The 18,415-nt window shown below is 47.4% G+C and carries 18 protein-coding genes; 7 read left to right on the top strand and 11 right to left on the bottom strand.

Annotated elements, in window-relative coordinates:
• Positions 1–34: 34 nt before the first annotated feature.
• The 3 genes from thiE to ACO6UX_RS08195 all read right to left on the bottom strand — a co-directional run bounded on the left by thiE (position 35) and on the right by ACO6UX_RS08195 (position 3,025).
• Positions 35–679 (bottom strand): thiamine phosphate synthase, encoded by a 645-nt coding sequence (gene thiE / locus ACO6UX_RS08205; protein WP_422446589.1) that lies wholly within the window; start codon positions 677–679, stop codon positions 35–37.
• A 121-nt stretch (positions 680–800) separates the two neighbouring features.
• Entirely contained in the window at positions 801–2,117 is a 1,317-nt protein-coding gene (locus ACO6UX_RS08200; RefSeq protein WP_422446587.1) for a dicarboxylate/amino acid:cation symporter, read from the bottom strand.
• Positions 2,118–2,782: 665 nt separating this feature from the next.
• Positions 2,783–3,025: a hypothetical protein gene (locus tag ACO6UX_RS08195; RefSeq protein ID WP_422446585.1), complete on the bottom strand. Its 243-nt coding sequence runs from the start codon at positions 3,023–3,025 to the stop codon at positions 2,783–2,785.
• 111 nt (positions 3,026–3,136) lie between these two features.
• Here ACO6UX_RS08195 and ACO6UX_RS08190 point away from each other — a divergent pair, with 111 nt between their 5' ends.
• Entirely contained in the window at positions 3,137–3,553 is a 417-nt protein-coding gene (locus ACO6UX_RS08190) for a hypothetical protein (protein ID WP_422446583.1), read from the top strand.
• A gap of 91 nt (positions 3,554–3,644) precedes the next feature.
• Here the strand turns inward: ACO6UX_RS08190 and ACO6UX_RS08185 are convergent, their stop codons facing one another.
• Positions 3,645–4,055 (bottom strand): MarR family winged helix-turn-helix transcriptional regulator, encoded by a 411-nt coding sequence (locus ACO6UX_RS08185; RefSeq protein ID WP_422446581.1) that lies wholly within the window; start codon positions 4,053–4,055, stop codon positions 3,645–3,647.
• Between the two features lie 158 nt (positions 4,056–4,213).
• Here ACO6UX_RS08185 and ACO6UX_RS08180 point away from each other — a divergent pair, with 158 nt between their 5' ends.
• The 3 genes from ACO6UX_RS08180 to ACO6UX_RS08170 all read left to right on the top strand — a co-directional run bounded on the left by ACO6UX_RS08180 (position 4,214) and on the right by ACO6UX_RS08170 (position 6,052).
• Positions 4,214–4,636 carry an organic hydroperoxide resistance protein gene (locus ACO6UX_RS08180; RefSeq protein ID WP_422446579.1) on the top strand — a complete coding sequence of 141 codons (423 nt, stop codon included), beginning with the start codon at positions 4,214–4,216 and terminating at the stop codon, positions 4,634–4,636.
• 187 nt (positions 4,637–4,823) lie between these two features.
• A complete protein-coding gene (locus ACO6UX_RS08175; protein ID WP_422446577.1) occupies positions 4,824–5,768 on the top strand; it encodes a C2H2-type zinc finger protein in 945 nt (314 codons plus the stop codon).
• 41 nt (positions 5,769–5,809) lie between these two features.
• Complete coding sequence (locus ACO6UX_RS08170) at positions 5,810–6,052, top strand: hypothetical protein (RefSeq protein ID WP_422446575.1); 243 nt, start codon at positions 5,810–5,812, stop codon at positions 6,050–6,052.
• A 25-nt stretch (positions 6,053–6,077) separates the two neighbouring features.
• Here the strand turns inward: ACO6UX_RS08170 and ACO6UX_RS08165 are convergent, their stop codons facing one another.
• From ACO6UX_RS08165 to ACO6UX_RS08150, 4 genes are all read right to left on the bottom strand, one after another.
• Positions 6,078–7,124, bottom strand: a complete 1,047-nt coding sequence (locus tag ACO6UX_RS08165) for an START domain-containing protein (RefSeq protein WP_422446573.1) — start codon at positions 7,122–7,124, stop codon at positions 6,078–6,080.
• A gap of 341 nt (positions 7,125–7,465) precedes the next feature.
• On the bottom strand, positions 7,466–9,235 hold the full coding sequence (locus ACO6UX_RS08160) for an SGNH/GDSL hydrolase family protein (protein ID WP_422446571.1): 1,770 nt from the start codon (positions 9,233–9,235) through the stop codon (positions 7,466–7,468).
• Between the two features lie 22 nt (positions 9,236–9,257).
• A complete protein-coding gene (locus tag ACO6UX_RS08155; protein ID WP_422446569.1) occupies positions 9,258–9,776 on the bottom strand; it encodes a C2H2-type zinc finger protein in 519 nt (172 codons plus the stop codon).
• Positions 9,777–9,976: 200 nt separating this feature from the next.
• On the bottom strand, positions 9,977–10,552 hold the full coding sequence (locus tag ACO6UX_RS08150; RefSeq protein WP_422446567.1) for a hypothetical protein: 576 nt from the start codon (positions 10,550–10,552) through the stop codon (positions 9,977–9,979).
• Positions 10,553–11,347: 795 nt separating this feature from the next.
• Here ACO6UX_RS08150 and ACO6UX_RS08145 point away from each other — a divergent pair.
• The 3 genes from ACO6UX_RS08145 to ACO6UX_RS08135 all read left to right on the top strand — a co-directional run bounded on the left by ACO6UX_RS08145 (position 11,348) and on the right by ACO6UX_RS08135 (position 14,180).
• A complete protein-coding gene (locus ACO6UX_RS08145) occupies positions 11,348–11,500 on the top strand; it encodes a hypothetical protein (RefSeq protein ID WP_422446565.1) in 153 nt (50 codons plus the stop codon).
• 51 nt (positions 11,501–11,551) lie between these two features.
• Positions 11,552–12,736, top strand: coding sequence for an ISAs1 family transposase (locus ACO6UX_RS08140; protein ID WP_422445646.1), 1,185 nt, complete (start codon positions 11,552–11,554; stop codon positions 12,734–12,736).
• A gap of 346 nt (positions 12,737–13,082) precedes the next feature.
• Entirely contained in the window at positions 13,083–14,180 is a 1,098-nt protein-coding gene (locus ACO6UX_RS08135; RefSeq protein ID WP_422446563.1) for a hypothetical protein, read from the top strand.
• A 13-nt stretch (positions 14,181–14,193) separates the two neighbouring features.
• Here ACO6UX_RS08135 and ACO6UX_RS08130 read toward each other — a convergent pair whose 3' ends face one another.
• From ACO6UX_RS08130 to ACO6UX_RS08120, 3 genes are all read right to left on the bottom strand, one after another.
• Positions 14,194–15,303: an anhydro-N-acetylmuramic acid kinase gene (locus ACO6UX_RS08130; RefSeq protein ID WP_422446561.1), complete on the bottom strand. Its 1,110-nt coding sequence runs from the start codon at positions 15,301–15,303 to the stop codon at positions 14,194–14,196.
• Between the two features lie 131 nt (positions 15,304–15,434).
• Positions 15,435–16,880, bottom strand: a complete 1,446-nt coding sequence (locus ACO6UX_RS08125) for an OapA family protein (protein ID WP_422446559.1) — start codon at positions 16,878–16,880, stop codon at positions 15,435–15,437.
• A 202-nt stretch (positions 16,881–17,082) separates the two neighbouring features.
• Complete coding sequence (locus ACO6UX_RS08120; RefSeq protein ID WP_422446557.1) at positions 17,083–18,117, bottom strand: hypothetical protein; 1,035 nt, start codon at positions 18,115–18,117, stop codon at positions 17,083–17,085.
• Positions 18,118–18,415: the final 298 nt, after the last annotated feature.

Here is an 18,415-nt window from a genome sequence, read left to right as displayed (position 1 = left end):
TGGCCGCTATTCTTTATTGTGCAACTGTGGAAGGTTAAACAGCTTTACGCTGTGTATCGTTAAACAGAGCTATAAAATTCCGGGCCCGATCCCGGATATTCTGTGCCGCAAACAGGTTATTAACGACGGCAACCATATCAGCACCGGCAGAAATCACCTCAGAAGCATTGTCCGTGGTAATGCCGCCAATGGCGACGATGGGCAGGTCAAACATTTCCCGTGCCCGGGTCAGAATGGCAAGCTCGGCATTTTTAGCATCGGGTTTGGTTCGGGAGGGGAAAAACTTGCCAAAGGCAATATAGTTGGCTCCCTGTTCAGCAGCCGCTTTTGCCTTTTCCAGAGAGCCCTCGCAGCTGATGCCGATAATGGCATAATCACCCAGCCGGGCTCTGGCATCGGCAATACTGTCATCCTGCTGGCCAAGGTGAACGCCATCGGCTTCCACATCAAGGGCCAGCTCAATGTCATCGTTGATGATCAGCATGGCCTGGTATTGATGGCAGAGAACCTTCAATGCTCCGGCCTGTCGCAGTCTTTTACCGGAGTCGAGGCTTTTATCGCGGTATTGCAGGATTTTCATACCGCCCATCAGAGCCTGCTCTACCGTTTCGAACAGTATTCTGTCATCGGGTTGCAGTTGACTATCGGTAATACCGTACAGGCCGTGAAATCTATGCATGCTCCATACCCAATTATTAAATATCCGGCAGATTATACCAGTTTATCGTCCTTGTCTTTAATGGACGTTCATTATTAAACATAAGACCAGTATTCATCATATTCCGTGGAAAAAATGTGTTCTAACAAACATCAGGTTTGCCCGGTAACGCATCAGCATCGATGGCAGCTCTCTCACTGACTGTTGAGCTATCTTCGTCGGCTTCAGGGTGGGCTTCGCCCACTGAGCAGAGAATGCCGGCAACCGTGTTGCCAACAACATTGGTGACCGTGCAGCCGGCATCGGTAATCCGGTCAGTCGCCAGAATAATCGCCATGGCTTCAACGGGTAGCCCCATGGTGTGTAACAGTACTCCGGTGGAGACTGCTGCACCGCCGGGTATACCGCCAGTAGCAACGGCCAGAAGGAAGGTGGTGAAGCCCATGGTGCCCATTTCCAGAAGGCTCAGGTCAATATGCCAGGCGTTGGCCACAAACAGGGCGGCAACGCTCATATAGATAGCAGAACCGGACATATTAATGGTGGCTCCCAGGGGAACCGTGAAGCCGGCGATATGTGCTGGGACCTGGAACTTTTCGATCAGTGTCTGATAGGTAATGGGGATCGAAGCGTTAGAGCTGGCAGTAGAGAGGGCAAAAATGACCTGTTCACGGGTGTGACGGATAAACACCAGAGGGGAACGTTTAATCACCAGCCCGATCAGCACCGGATAAATAACAAACAGCCAGAGGCACATAATGAGCAGGCAGGTCAGCACATAGGACAGCACACTTAAAATGCTGCTGCCGTTTAATGTGGCAGCCAGTTTGGCGGTCAGAAAGAAAACCCCGATGGGAGCCATACTCATGACCATGCCAATCAGTTTCATCATCACGCTGTTGGCCAGTGAAATAGCATTGCTGACACTGTGGGTTTCGTGGTTTTCCAGCTTCTTTATGGCAACCCCGGTAATGATTGCCATAAACAGGATTTGCAGAATATTGCCTTCTACCAACGCCTGAAAGGGGTTCACTGGTACCACGTTAATAATCATATTCAGCAGTGAAGGGAGTTCAGACTGGCCAGAGCGAACCAGTTGGTCAACGTGGCCAAGATTGGCTCCGGTACCCGGTGCCACCATCAATGTGATAACAATGGCTGACAGGATGGCAAAAAATGTATTGCCCAGATAGATGCCAAAGGTTTTAACCCCCAGTCTACCGACTTGGGTGATGTCGTTAATGCTGCACACAGCGTGGGCAATGGAGACAAAAATAAGGGGGACAACCAGCATTTTAATCATTGCCACAAACATCACACCAACGGCATGAAAGAGGCCACTGACCAGATATTTCTGGATAATACCTTCGGGAGAGGCAGCCAACTGGATAATGATACCAGTGGCCATTCCCAGTATCAGGGCAATCAGTATTTGAGGGGCTAAATTTTTCTGCATCATACATTCTCCTCTCAATATGAAAGTGAAACGGCTCTGCTGACTTATGCCCCCTTACTTATTTGGAACGCTTTATCAGTAACAAGTTCCCGACAAAGATGAAAAAATGCTATTTCCTTATGGTAAATCCTTATTTTAGTTGAAAATTATCGGATTTCCTGAAGCCGTGATCAGGGCCGGATTTGTGCAATTGAAGGCATAACCAGCCAGTTTCAGGCGAGTAGGGGGGGCTTTTGATGTCCCCCGGAAAAGTATTTCAGCCATTATTCGCTGCTAATGTTGCCAAAGCACTTTTGTGAAAGTTTTGGAGGCCAGGCATGTTGTCACCATGCCTGGGAGGCTGACCGAGAATAGACTGCCCTACTGCGGTGGCAGCAAATTGGTCTAAAAAGTCGGAAATTTTTAGCAAATAGAACCACTATTCACTAAAAATTTCCGACTTTTTATCCTCAATTTTCTGCCATCCTCGCTACGGGCGCTATTCTCGGTCAGCCTCCTGGATATCAGCCCTGAGGTTTCGCAAGCCCTGGCCTGAGAATGTTGAAACGGCTTATGCCGTGGAGAAAATCATCCGTGATGCTGATGCTGTGCCTAATACCATGATTATTTTGCACGATCGTATTACATCATTCTTGACAGCGGCAGACATTGACTACCCTGTTACTTGATTACCAGATGTCCGGCTTATTCATCGCCTCGACACAGTGTGGTTTGCCAGCGATTGGCTCAATCTCCTTACTAACCAGCGACTGGCCTAACCAACCTTCCGGATGGGACAACGGCAGTGGTGCTTTGATCACGGTTTCACTGACAGGCGCAAAACCTGTTCGACAGTAGTAATCAGGATCACCATAGGTGAATACCAACTCTGTGCCATTGTCTTTTAATGTACGCAGGCCAAAGTGGATCAATGCCTGACCGGTACCTTTACCCTGGTAATCAGTGCCGACAATGCCTCCAAATTAATGACAGTCTGTCTCTTGTGCTACTCTGAGACTTTCGTGATCCTGAGGAAAAGAATAATGAACATAAGCATTTCTTATACGCCTGCTACTTCCGGGCAGCAAGCTGAAACACCTAACCTGGTAAAAGCACTTACAGGCTATGGGGTGTTCGCAGGGTTTCTTATTTGCATTAAAAAAGTCCAGGATCCAGGATTGGTGGCGTTGGCTGCTTCCAGTGCGGTTGGCGCAGGCCTGGGTTACTTATGTGGGTATTCAATTCACCATTCATTATTGGCGGTTGTCGATGGTGTGCGAAATGTTACCAATGGTTTGAATGCGTTGTTCCCGGGTGCAGATAATCACACCGTTACTCCCACAGCAGCCTCAATCAATCAGTGGTTGGAAACCAACGATCAGGATAATAACGTCAGGTTATCTAATAATCCCGGCAACGACGTTGCCCGCCAGACATTGAGTCGACGGCACAGTGTTTAACGGTTGTGTCACATCCTGAAGGCACTGGTATGTCTTTCCCGGGCAGAGAGTGTGCATTGCAGGGGTGTCAGGCCTTTTTTGCATTAATGTTCTACAGCGTTGCAACTATTTTTTCGCACAGCTTTTTTAAAGTGATTAATTCATCAAGGTCAAGCTGGATTTTACATTTCATTTGAGCAGGCACCTGCAACGCCTCTTTTTTTAATCCGGTTCCTTCCTCAGTCAGTTTTAACACGCGCACGCGTTCGTCCTGCTCACTGCGTCCACGTTCGACCAGGCCCTTGCCCTCCAGCCGCTTCAAAAGAGGGGATAATGTGCCAGAATCCAGATGCAGTCTTGCGCCAATATCCTTTACACTGATGCCATCATTTTCCCACAACACCATCATCACCAGATATTGGGCATACGTCAGATCCAGCTTATCCAGTAATGGACGATAAGTCCGAACCACGGCATTTGATGCACTATAAAGCGGAAAACACACCTGATGATCCAGCAACATGTGCTCTTCCGCAGAGAGTTGAGTTTTCTGTTCACAAAGAGCCATCAGCCGCACCCATAAAATAAATTGCACACAATATACTTGTCTTTCGCTCTTTTTCAGATAAAATATTGTCAGCAATTAAGTTGTTCACAATATAAATAGCAAAGGATATTACCATGACTTCTATCTATAAAACTCAGGCAACTGCTCTGGCTGGTCGTAACGGACAGGTAAAAACAGACGATGGTATGTTAAATCTGGAGCTGTCCTACCCAAAAGAAATGGGTGGTACTGGTGCGGCGACGAATCCTGAGCAGCTGTTTGCCGCGGGTTACGCTGCCTGCTTCTCAAACGCCATTCTTCATGTTGCCCGTGAAAGCAAGGTAGCTTTGCAAGCTGCCCCGGTCACATCCGAAGTGGGCATTGGCCCGAATGCCAGTGGTGGCTTTGCACTTACTGTCAGTCTGACAGTAAACCTGGATTTACCCCGGGAGCAGTCTTTGGAACTGGTTCGGGTTGCACATCAGGTGTGTCCATACTCTAATGCCGTCCGTGGCAACATTGATGTTCAGATATCCGCCAATGGTCAGCTTATTTAATCCGGAAATGCACGCCTGAAAATTGTCTTGATGGGACGTAATGATGCATGCAAAAGCGGGCGTCATTACTTTTCAATGCAGCCTCCTGAGTCGGATGATTTATCCATATTCCGGATGAAGCATCCTGCAACCATACAACCATGAATATGTCATAATTCAAGTATCAATCAAAAAAGATGACAAATTCATGAATTCAGTTAATGTCACGGCTAACCAGCCCGGTTCGAAAGTTGAAGTTATCGCTCCATTTTTAGCAACTAAGGCCAGTTCCGGGCAAACAGCATCGGTTTCAACATCTTTTAACCGACAGGTAAGAACTCAAGACAAGCCTTATTACCCTGGCTTAAAACGTCAGCCCGGCGAAGAAAAGCGTGTCACTCAAGACTTCAGCGAGAAAAGATGCACATTAACCACCCTTGCAAACCCGGTTTCTGGCAGACAGGGTCAACAGTTTTCAGGATCGGGTCAGAACAGTCAACGCTACGAGTTTTACCCCTTGGTTGAATGTTATGGGCAAAACTTGCAGACCAGTGAACAGGAGTACCAGCCACCCAGTAAAGTAGCCCTGCCATTAAAAGAAAGAAAAACTTATCGATGTAGATGGGATGGTTGTGGTAAAACATTTACTCGAAGCAATAATCTGCAAGTACACCAACGTACTCATGTGGGGCTGAAGCCGTTTAAATGTGATTTTGCGGGTTGCAGAAAAACATTTGCCAGGAATTATGATCTAAAAGCACACCAATTCATTCATACGGGGCATTGGCCGTATGAATGTGATTCTGAGGGTTGCAGAAAAGCGTTTGCCAGGAAGTCTGATCTAAAAAGACACCAACGCATGCATACGGGGGAGAGACCATATGAATGTGAGTATGTGGATTGCAATAAGAAGTTTACCACGAGTCAAAATCTGCAAGTACACCGACGCATTCATACGGGGGAGAGGCCATATAAATGTGAGTATGTGGACTGCAATAAGAAGTTTACCACGAGTCAAAATCTGCAAGTACACCGACGCATTCATACGGGCTATAAGCCATTTAAATGTGAGTTTGTGGATTGTGGCAGGAGATTTATCACAAAGAACAAGATGAAATTACATGAACGTAGTCATTTAAATGAGAGTTCTTGAATTCGGTAAGAGTTTTGCCATGGAGCTAAATCTAAAATAATATGAATTCAAGGTATGTCAAAGCTTCCGGATCAGGTTCAAAAATTGAAGCTATCGCTCAATTTTTATTGGCTAAGGCCATCGGGCAAACAGCATCGGCCTCAGCATCTTTTAACCGACAGGTAATAGCTCAAGACAAGCCTTATGACCCTGGCATCAAACGTAAGCCGGGCGAAGAAAAGCTTATCCATTTCCATGTGAGTTTGGGGGTTGCGATAGGGGATATATCACGAAGCAAAATCTGAGAAGACACGAACGCACTCATAAGGATCAGTCATCATAATTATCCTGGACTTCCCGGGTAAAGTCGTTCCAGTCGATCTTTGGTGTACGCCATTTATATTTTGTATCAGAGCCATGGTTCTCTGAAGCCCAGGTGTCGTATTTCAGGGCACAATCATGCAAGTTAGTAATCGTGTCAGGAATCACCTTGCCCAAGAGGTTGTTAACCAGCCACGCCGGTATGGAACCCTTTGGATCAGAGTGCGAGATAAATATCAGTTTAGTCCCGCCAAAATGGGTCGGTATCATGTAATACCCAGTGATAAATGAGCGAGCCCTTACAAATCCTTCCCGCTCAGGACAGTCTGCATGGTCCACGCTGTGGTTCATAATGATATACTCACCGTTGGTAAACTCCATCCAGGAGCGCATGTTGCAGAAATCACGTTTCGAGATCGGCCAAGGGGGTTGCACTGCGTAATATCCAATGTCATTCCGGTAATCCAGCTGACAGATGTCGCGCCCCTCAACCATCTTCTTGTCCCAGGTTTTGCGGTAGTCTGCATCATGCAGTGTGTTGAACAGTGTTTCGGGATTAATATCGTCCCACTGGACAGTTGCACGGACAATGTTGAATCCGGTGCCTTTCTCACCAGGCTTCAGATCCTCTGGCCTGGACTCCACGAGAATAGCTTTCTGGCTATCCTCATAGACTTTTGTCCACTTGCCATCCTGGCTCCCGGCGAAGTCACGCAGTTTAACGAAGTCGGGCAGTTGCATCAGCTTGTACCTCTGCCCCTTTGATTCAACAAAGACAGGGGTAACCGGACACCTTGCAGCGTTCCCATCCGGGGAATGTGTTACCTGAAAACCTGGTGATATTTGCCTGTCTTCTAATGGCTTTTTTGCTGATGTTGTTGCTGGTGCCTGCTTGCCACCCTCAGGTAAGGCTTGAATAGAGTGGGCTACATTTTCTTCTACGGAAACTAAATTAGTATGCCATGTACCGACATCATTCTGACGCTGGGTCCCCGGCCTGCTAATTGATCTACTACTGTATTCATCAAATTGGGGATTACCTTGACATGCTCGCATTTTGTAACCAGATAGTCTTGATCAACTCGCACAATGCCACTATAAAAGCCCATGAAAAATAAATGTCAAGTCGAGTAATGTCGGTTTTATCTGCCCTGATTGTCAGGGCAGTCGTTTTCAGCCTCCTGGCATTAAGTAGCTAACCATATGAAATCATATATTTGTGACTCCTTGTTCAGGCACTCCCGGCAACTGCTCCTGCGTTGCTCTAGCTCCTGCATCCATGCAGTCGTGCTTCGTTACAACTCCGGTCACATAGCTACGGCTATGCTCCCTCCGTTGTGCCTCGGATAGCACCTGCCCAAGTAGCCAGAAATATGTGATTCCATATGGCCAGCTACTTAATTACTTAAAACCAATGGATGTTTGCGATGTTGTGCCTCTTTTATGGCCAGTGCCTCAGGGTAGTTGCTGGTATCGCAGGGAATGTTAAACCGGTCTTCCAGGATCTGACACACTTGTTCTGCAATGGCATAATGGGCCTCTGCACTCGGATGCACACTGTCGCTGTAAAATGCTGTTTTTCCCGGAGCTATCTGAGACAAATGATTGCAGACGGGGTGCCAGCTGTCATCAAATGCCGCATTGTTTAGCAGTTCCCGGGTAAAAATGTTGCGCTGCTGTTCAGCCTCTTTTCGCTTTTGTGCAATAAGGGCCCGGCGATCTATTTCAACCTCTCCATCGTCATCTATACCCGGTATCGGAATATTCAGAATAGGGTGCACAAAATCCCATTGAGGATCTTGTCGCAGAACTTCAAACACTTCTTCACCATCAATTTTCATGACACGATAACCAGAGTGCTGAGGAAATGATTCCCTTAGCAGGTTGATTCTCATACTCAGGCTGGCATTGTATACCCGCCATTTTTCATGCAACTTCTGTCGTTCGGGGGCGTTAAGAAACCTGGGCGTGGAAGTGATATCGGGCAGTGAAAACACGATAACCCGCTGAGCACCTGCTTGCAGCACATTGTAAATATCCTGTGCCTGTTCCTGGGCAATATCGTCAGGTTCCTGCCAGTTATTCAGGAAATCATTACCGCCATTAAAAAAGACCACCAGGGTGTCCGGCAGGATCAGTGGGCTGGAAGTGTCTTTACCGACCTTGCCATTGCGCTCACTCAGATAGGACTGAACAATCAGACCCTCACAAGGGGGTATAAGGCTGCCCTGAAAGAGCGTGACAACAGCATCCATGACCCCCTCCACAGAACTCAGGAAGGCACCGGGTCTGCCCAGCTTACTTTCAGCACAGAGTATCCAGCTGCCTGCCATGGCCCGGTTATCAAGGTTCACTTTGTGCTGATTCGGGTATGACATCATTCTGACCAGCACCTCGGGCCACATCAAATCCATCTCTCTGCCGGTGGTCCACTTCCCTTTTTCGTAGTGCTGGCTGTCCGGCAGGAGAGGGATCTGGTCTGCAAACTGGCTGGTGGTTGACAGTAAGGTCTCTTCAGCCACGGCAGGAATCATAGAGAACAGGTCTGCCCTGATAATTTCACCCAGGGCCTCGGTCTTATTGGCCAGAAGTCTGCTGATACTTTTGATGGAAGGCATCTGACGGGCAATATAGGAATGCTGAATAGTGCGGAGAAAGCGGGTGGTGCGTTGTACCGCCCCGAGCAGGGGACTGTCCAGCTTCTGTTCCATGTATTCAAGGCCTGCCAGTATGTTCGTCAGCAGTGATTCCAGCTGGTTCACCGCATGCTCTTCCAACCCGGTCATTAGCTGCCGGATAAAGCTTTGTTCACGTTTTTCTGCCTGAAGTTCTATCCGGTAGAGTGCAAATGTTTGTTTAATATTCCGGATGCTGCTGGCGCGGGAGAAGAACTGGCTCAGATCAATGGGGGGCTCTTCGACCATCGGGTTGAAATCCCCCCTCAGGGTTTTCAGCAGATTGAAGGTAGAAAGCGCTGAATCAGGTGTATGAAAATCATCACCATGACTGTCTGAGAGGCTGTCCCCAAATACCAGTAAGGTATGAGGGCTCCATGGCTCAGGTTTGATTACTACAGGACTGCTTATATTCGGCTCATGGTGCGCACTGGTTTGCAGGGAAAACAAAACCAGGCAGCAGGTGATCAGTGTATACCAACAGTTTTTCATGGTCTGGCCCTGACTGAACTACTTACCCATGTTCCTCAATTTTAACCCAGTTATCATGATTTACAGGCTGAATCTGATGGCAGTTTTTTATATGAGTATATAAGTTAGAAGATTGAGAAAAAGATTTAACGCATATCAGGCAAAGATATGGTTTAACCCCAGAGTGGACAGAGGCATGTCTTTCTAAACCAGCTTTTTGAGTAAACCGTTTTTTACATACGTGGCATTTATAGTTTTTTGTAATCAGATGAACCGATCTCTCGTGTAGGCAACGTGCAATATCAAATCTGAATGTTTCACCACACCCTTTCCGGCTACATGTAAATTTTTTGCTCTTTGAGTCTTTTGCCACTGGATTGCGGCTGGATAACCTTTCCGATCCGTTAGTTAAATTGTTTGGCTGAGGGGAAGCTAAAGAAACAGGAATTTGTTGATAAACGGCAGGGCGTGATTGATCATTGGCCTGAGTATGGGCGACAGGAGCCAGGCCAAGGAGGCCGCAAAAACAGATTTGTCGTAAATTATTGTTATTGCTCAACATGGGATGACTGAATTATTCAATAATACTTTGGATCACTGATCACTTCTCTTTATAAATGTTCCTTCGCGACAGGCTAAGCCCAAGGATGTGTGAGGCTCCATGAGCTGAAATCATTCGTTGAAAGCAGGTTCGACTCCTGCCCGGTAAAGACTCATCTCATGCCGTAAGCGAGTATTTCGTAGTCAGTGTAACGGTCTCTTCTACCTCTTTTGGGGCATAGAGGTAGATTCAAGCCCATTATTTTTTGCTTTATTCCTTACAAAGGCGGCAGCTTGCTTACCAGCGATTTTTGCTTGTTCTTTATCACCGGTATTCCTGAGAACTTTGTAGTAAGCCTTAATATAAGCCTTCCGTTGCTCGGTCTGTCCGTAAGCCCTCTTGGTAGCCTTCCCTTTCTCGGACTGCTGGTAAGTCTTCGTGACAGCCATCCCTTTCTCGGACTGCTGGTAAGTCCTCTTGACAGCCTTCCCTCTCTCGGACTGCTGGTAAGTCTTCTTGACAGCCTTCCCTTTCTCGGACTGCTCGTAAGCCTTCCGGCAATCCTTCTTTTTCTCGGACTGTGCCCGGGCTTTGGCAGCCTTGATTTTCCCGGATTGCTCGTGAGGTACAGCGAGCGTGAGGAGCCGAGGTTCATCAGAACCGGACGATTCATGTGCTTTAAACTGACTGGTTTCAATTGTAACTTGCTCTTGTGGGTCTTTATTTAATGGATCAACTTGAACAACTGGACGTGATGGTGGCTGAGAAAAAACAGCTAATGAATTTTCCGGAGACAACTTATGGGTTATTTGCTCAAATTTTGTTGTGGATGGTAAATGAGAAATTGAAAAATCACTCAGTGAATGTGGAGCCGGTAGTGTGTCCAGATTTATTACATCCTGATTTAAATACCCATCATAGAATGAGTCAGGTGTCTGTATAGAGTGGCCAGCCATACTTGGCTGTGAATCTAAAGGATCATTTGGTATTGAGTGTGCATCCAGAAACTCCTGTAACCATGAGTAGTCAGAAATGAAAATTGAGTCAAAATCGGATATGTACATTGAATTTTTGAATTATTGAGATATTGAATTAAAGCTTAAGACCTCTCATACTTTATAAAAGTTCCCTCCTGACACAAGTCGCTTACTATTTATGTCAAAAATGCATAAATGATTGATATGGATATCAGCAATAACGATGTAAAACTCTTTGGAAACCTTAGCTGTTCCCGACTGCCCGTGAGCCACTGCAAGCGAGAAGGGCACAATTCCAGCAGAACCGGGCGATTCAGAAGCTTTAAACTGTGAATTGAAGTTGTTGGTTGGTATTAAATGTGCTGTTAGAAAATCCTGTAATCGGGAATAACCAAGAATGATATTTGATTCTACGTTAACTTTGTTTATGGAATTATCTAATTGTTGAAATATTAAATTATAGTTTATGACTAATAATTTTTATAAAAGTATTGTTTTATTTTCTTTTATTAGGAAACAAAAGGATTCTGTGCAGATTATTTGCTTAAATGCTGTTTGGATTGTTTTGATTCTCATCTTATGAAAAAAATACTGATAATCAGGTAATAAAGTACTATGGGCATTACAGGCACAGCTTCAGGTAATGAAGTTCAGTATCAGCAGGCTATTTATCCTGCTGATGGCACACTGAAGCCATCATCTTCTCAGGACGCCATTGAATCTAAAGGTTTTACCGGAACCAGGGCCGTGGTCAGGGCGGTAGCATGAGGTGCACATATGTACTATTAACATACCTCCGGTATAGCCAGAGGTACGACAATGGCCAACTACACACCAATGGTCGTCAGGATTCAATCGCTAACTGAGCCTCGTAGCGATATACACGTTACATACCCTCTTCCAGAAGTCTTATTTATCGTTTATGTCAGTATTTTGAGTGGTTACACCACATGGCAAGGCATGGAGCGGTTCGCTAAATACAACCGACGCTGGTTTCGTCAGTTTTTTCCTTATAAATTTGGCTTCCCTACCCATCACACTATTGCAACAGTATGCAAGCTGCTTGACCCAGAAGCTTTTACGCAGTTATTTATCGATTGGGTAAGCGACACAATATCTGAGATAAATGCTCGTAAAATGGGGCCTCATCCAGAAAAAAACGACAATGTCATAGCTATTGACGGCAAGGCTCTGCGTGGCTCACGTCCAGCTAAAGGCAAGAAGTTGGTCCATATGGTCAGTGCTTACAGTTCAGAACTTAAGCTTATATTAGGTTTTACCCCCGTTGATAAGAAGTCCAATGAGATTACTGCCATTCCCGAAGTTATCGATGTGCTTTTTCTCGAAGGAGCCTTGATTACCAGTGATGCCATGGGGTGTCAGAAAAATATTTGCAAAAAAATCATTGATAAAAAAGCTGATTACCTGCTCTGCGCCAAGGACAATCAGCCGACTCTGAGCAGTAATATCGAAGCATATTTTTCAAAGTACATTGAAGAACACCCGGATGATCCGGAACCTGCTGATGACGAACCAGCCTTTGCAGAATCGATGGAGAAAAATCGGGGGCGTCAAGAACACCGGCGTTGTTGGGTTTTTAACGACATTGAGGATATAGACCCCAAGCATGAGTGGCCTGGCCTTAAGCAGTTTTCGGTTATCCAGAGAGACAGATTGGTTGGTAAAAAACAAACAACTGAATTGCATTTTTATATAGAGAGCCGAGAGATGACAGCCTCCAGTGTGCTGGCAGCAGTACGCAATCATTGGAGTATAGAAAATGGACAACACTTGTCACTGGATGTCAGCTTTCAAGAAGATGCCTCTAAAATCCATGAGCGAACAGCGGCAAAGAACGTTGCGACTGTAAGGCGGTGGTGTTTTAATGTACACAAACAAAGTAGCCGGTTTGAGAAAGAGAGTATGTCAGGCCGGATTGAACTGGCAGGGTTAGATCAGGACTATCGAACCGAGCTGGTACTTGAGAAGTTTTATCCTGACTAAACAGCGAGTTTAAATTCAGGCTGCAGAAGCAGCACAAGGTACAAGCTTCGTGTGAGGCCGGTGGCCTTTTGTGTCAATTTTCCATATTTTGGTTTCTTTTCATCAATCCTGCCTAAAATACGCGCTGGATTGTCTGAGAATATTCGATCTGCAATGTTGGCAGTCATGAGTAGAGCAAAAATATGAACTATGGTGCATCTGATGCGACCACCCTGGGGCCGTGGTAAAGGAGGATTCAGACGCCGTTGTTAACTGCAGAACTGAGCCGATCGAGGAACCCGGAGTCCAGAGTCACAGTAAAGCCATATCGCAAAGAGAAGTGACCCAACCCGGTTGTCAGGCAATCTTGCTGGGGAAAAAAACGGATGAAACCCTTGAGGCTATATGTGGAGGAACCTGTCTGGCACTTGTGGGGCTGGCACTTCTGCTCGCTGCCGGGAGTGGTATTTTTAGCTTGAATGAGAGTTCTTCATCAACTGGCAACCATTACAATTCAACACCTCCCTCAAATCTGGCCTTTAATAAAAACACTACGGCATCATTACAAGATGCTATCTCTGCTTCCTCAGCACAGAATAATGAGGACTCTTCCGGTATTGGCGGATTATACGTCGCTGGATTATTTTTTATCACTGTGGGGGTTGCAGGTATTTTATTGACACGCTTTTGTTCCGGCAGTGATACCAAAAAAACGGATAAAAGTCAGAGCAGTAAAATTCTGGATTCAGAATCTGGCCCTAAAGATCAAATAAATAACAGCAAGTCCGTTGAAATTTCCATGGAAGATATTTCAACCCTTCGGCAAAGGGAATCAGTCAACCGCGATACCAGGCCTGACCTGCTGCTGAAAGCGGATTATCAGCAAGCCGGGTCATGGGATGTGGAAAGCGTTAATCAGGATGCCGGTTCTTCAGTTAATGTGGAATATCCACTTTCCTATGACAGTGATGAGGAAGAATTTCAGCCATTTTTACCCTGTTTAGTCAATGTTGAAGCCGAGGTTATGCCTGTGCCTGCTGCTTTTCCATCAGAAAGTCTCGATATGGTGAATATGTCTTCCAATCGTAGTGGTTCACCTGCCCTGCTGATAGCAGATGAACCGTTTGATGAGACGGCATTCTACCCCTGTGCAGGGAATGATGCTGACAGACTGTATCAATTTATTGAAGATAATGCCTTTGAGTCCCTTGAGCCTGAGGTAAGCCAGGCCTTTAAGCGGCACGTGTCCAAAATGAGTTACCTGGATTTCAAGGCATTTGCCAACAATGTTGGAGTCGGAGATGAAGTCAGAATCAGGCAATCCATCAATAATATGGTTACTGGCAGATTCCCTGATGATACTCCTGAACAGAGAGAACTGCTGGTTCAGACACTGGTGGAGGTTATCAGTACATTTCCGGTCGACTCTGCGGGCACAGCGGTTTGTGGAGAAGCCATCGTGTAATGCATTGCCGCTGTCACGGGTAATAACGTCCACCGAGCAAACGCAAACCCGATGCCCCGGTAACCGCAGGCAGGTTGCCGGGTAGCTGCAACATATTCTGTCTTGCTAACCAGGCAAAGGCGATCGCTTCTACCCACTGAGGATCAACACCAAGCTCCGAGGTTGATCCCAGCTTGATGCCGGGCATTTCTTCTTTCAGCATTGCCATCAGGGCGCTGTTATTGGCACCGCCGCCGCAGGTAAACACTTCATCGGTATCGGGGGCATGTTGCTGTATGGCATCGGCAATGCAACGAGCGGTTAAGCGACAGAGGGTTGCCTGTATGGTGGAAGGGGACAGCCCACGAAAGCCTTCGAGCATTGCGTTGAGCCAGGCCGGGTTGAACAGTTCCCGGCCGGTACTTTTGGGAGCGGGTAACCGGAAAAAGGGATCGCTTAACATGGTTTCCAGCAGGATCGGGTCATAGGGCTCCCGGGCAGCATGAAAGCCATCCTTATCATAAGGTTGCCCCCATTGCTGTTGGCACCAATAGTCCATTAAAAGGTTCCCGGGGCCGGTATCAAAGCCGGTTACCGGTTTTTGCTCACCGTTGTCAGCGGGCAAGATCGATATATTGCTGATACCGCCAATGTTGACGATTACCCGGTGGCCGGTTTCGCTGGTAAAAACCGCACGGTGAAAGGCGGGTACCAGTGGGGCTCCCTGACCACCGGCGGCCATATCCCGGCGTCTGAAGTCGGCAATAACGGTAATGCCGGTCTGCTCTGCCAGGATATTAGGGTCACCGATCTGCAGGGTGTAGCCTGACTCGGGTAGGTGTCTGATGGTCTGGCCATGACTGCCAATGGCCTTGATTTGATCAGCACTCAGTCCTGCTTTGTTCAGCAGCGCATTGACCGTTTCTGCAGCGACATAAGCAATGGCCGGGTCCACTTCCGCCAGCAAACGAATTTCATCATGACCTGGCTGGCAGAGCTGTTGAATTTTTTGCTTCAGCTCAGTGGGCCACTCAGTACTGTGGTGGGCCAGGAGGGTTGGACTCTTTCCAGCAAAGTGAACAGCGGCAGCATCCATGGCGTCCAGGCTGGTACCTGACATAAGCCCTATATAGATATCAGACATGGTTCGCCTCTGAAAGGAAGGTTTATCGGGACATTATGGTTAACGACAAAGACAGTGAAGCGCAAAATAAACAGCCAGATGGCTTTGCGCCTTACGTGCCCACATTACGGTTTTTTCAATCACTTGCAGGGCTACTGCGTGGCCAGCAGCGTTTCCCTGTGCTTCTCAAGCCTGGCTATCATCAGTTCGGATTTTTTCCGGAAGTTAGCCATTTCGTTTTTGGCGATAGGGGCTGCATCCGGGAGCTTAACCGTCATCGGGTTTCTGTGCACGCCATTCACACGAAACTCATAATGCAGGTGAGGCCCGGTGGCCCAGCCGGTTTTGCCCACATAGGCTATGGTCTGGCCCTGACGAACTCTCTGGCCTTTTTTCAGACCGGCCAGTTTATTGGCATGGGCATACACAGTCACCACATTATTCGGGTGCTGAATAAATACCACATTGCCAAAACCATTCTGCCAGCCGGAGAACTGCACACGGCCATCGCCTGCGGCTTTAATCGGGGTATTCATCGGGGCGGCATAATCGACCCCCCGGTGAGGGCGTTTGGTCTTGAACACCGGGTGCAGACGGTTGGGGTTAAATCTTGAACTGATACGGGTAAAATCCACCGGAGTGCGGAGAAACGCCTTCTTCATGCTTTTTCCGTCCGGGGTATAGTAGTTGGTATCGCCGTTGCTGTCGGTATAACGGATGGCGGTATAGGTCTCTCCCTGGTTGGTGAAGCTGGCTACCAGAATATTGCCATCGCCCAGTTTTTCCCCTTCCAGGTACTTCTCTTCAAAGAGCAGATTAAAGCTGTCACCACTGCGGATATCCTGAACAAAATCGATATCCCAGCCAAAAATGCCGGCCAGCTCCATGGTCAGATTCTGGGACAGGCCTGCTTTCTGGCTGGCAAGGAAGAGAGAGCTTTCAATAATGCCGCTGGCATAGGTGGGGTGGATTTCCGGTGACAGGGTTACCTGTTCTGCCCGGTAGCCATCGTCTTCCCTGTTAAAGAAAATGCTTTCCAGCCTGGACTTGACGTAGCGCAGCTGGGTCAGGGTTCCTTCCTGATTAATCCGGAACTCCAGGGATTCCCCCGGACGTATGCTGGCCAGTGTTTCGCCATATTTGGGGGTGTTGGCAACCTGGTAAACAACACTGGCATTTAATCCCTGGCTATTAAACAACACCGATAAATTATCACCAGATTTAATGGTGACACTGTGCCATTTTCCCAGTTTTTGCTCCAGGTCGTAGGCGGCTTTTGCCAGAGCCCTGGCTTCTGCTTCCTGTTCTGCTTCTTTGATAGCTGTTTCTGATTGATCAGCGTTCTGATTGCTGACAAATGGGGAAGATTCGGGAATTGTGGGGCTGCTGGTCAGCTCAGTGTTGGCTTCCTGAGGCTGGAATGCGTCAATGGACATCGGGATTTCATTGCGCCTGGCTTCTACGTCACCAGAAGGTAGAAGAGCCATCAATCCCATGACGCTGGCAGCGATGGTACTTGCCAGCAGCAAGTGTCGCCTGGGGAACTGTTTCAGGCGCTGGTTGATCCGTGTTGCGCCCCTCGGGATGGCTTTATTCATTAAGATTTTAACGCTGTCTTCAGTGTGGTGATCAGTAAATTATAACGGTAAAAAATATCGTAAAACATATCCGTCAGAAAAGGTACGTCAATACAAGGCCAATTATCCTGTTTTTTCATTAGTGTCTTGATTATCACGAATCATTCTATTGCCTTGTGGTTTGTCTTTCCAAGGCGGAATGAAAATGCAGGGCTGTTCATCGTCAGAGTTTATGCACTGAAACGGATGTTGGCATGCGATCGCCCGTGGGTGAGTTAATAGGTGAGTGCGGGCTTGTTTGTAGTAAGGGTTGCTGTTCCGAATGTGGAAAGGGTGCAGGACAGGTGGCTGACTGCTGAGTGGTTTGAGCATTGGTCAGTGGCTCATGTAGTGAAGCTGTGCGGTGTTGGTTTTCGGGTTCAGGTTGCTGTTGGGAGCCTTGGCTATTATGGCTTGTTTCTACTGCTGGCGATGATGGGGGACTCTGGCTTGAGGTTACGGCGGTTGGCGGTAGTTCGACAGGGGGATGGCTGGCCGGGTTATCAAGAGGTCGGCTATCCGCTGCCGGATCAAGGGCTGGGGATTGCCTATCCGGATGGTCAGAAGGCAGAGTTGCAGCCGCCTGGAAGGGTGATTGAGGCGAGGGGGGCGTTGGTGTATTGAGATGGATATAAGGTTCTGCCTTAAACAGCCAGTGCGGCGTATGCAGAAGCATTGTACCCACTATACCCAGCACAGATATGGAGAGGGTTATGGATATGACCATACCGGCAAGGTACATCCAGGTGTATTCAGAATCCGGTGAAGTGCCGGACTCCATATAGTGCTTCCACTTGTTGGCACCTTGCCTGACGTACTCTTCCACCGGGGGATTCTGGAGATAAGCCGCTTGCTGTGCTTTATCTCCAGGCTGTTTATCACCAGTGAGTTGTTGTTCAATTCTGCTATTTTCTGCCACTGGTACCTTTTGAACCGTTCTATCCCCCAGGTTCTCATGGGCATATTGCAGCAGCCCGGTAAAACCACCCAAACAAACACTGGACAGGACGGCCACTTTTCTGCAGGCAAAATTCAGACACTCGGCGGCTGTTGACAGGGATCGCATTACCACCCAGGCAGCATCACCTGCGGAAAAATTTGAACCCGTCTGCCCAGATTTGTACGAAGGTTCTTTTTCCTGGGAGGCAGCGGATGTTGCCGGTAGAGCAGCAGAGTAGGTTGAAGCTGTTGGTGTCGACAGTGGTTGTGGCAAATCCAAGACTTTTCCTCCCGCTATGATGGTGCCGGTATTGCGGAGATTTAGCAGAAATATCAAACAGTGCCCGATTGGACAGATTCGTTACGGGGCATGAATCAGCCAATGTATCAGACATTCGCAGGCACTCTGGATTGATTCGACAGTTAGGAATTAACGTAAGTTCCAGTCTGATCAAGTAAAGGCCTGGTAAGAAAAATAGACTGAAATTTACCTTATTTAGAGGTCAGGCATTTGTTCCGGCACGGTTTTGTTGTATTTTGGGCGGCTTGATTTTTTATTGATTGTTTCCTGTCCACCG

It is taken from the genome of Endozoicomonas sp. ALB091 (assembly GCF_049310265.1).
Taxonomy (GTDB): domain Bacteria; phylum Pseudomonadota; class Gammaproteobacteria; order Pseudomonadales; family Endozoicomonadaceae; genus Endozoicomonas.
The sequence above is the reverse complement of the archived record's forward strand: the minus strand, read 5'-3'. Positions and strand labels throughout refer to the sequence as shown.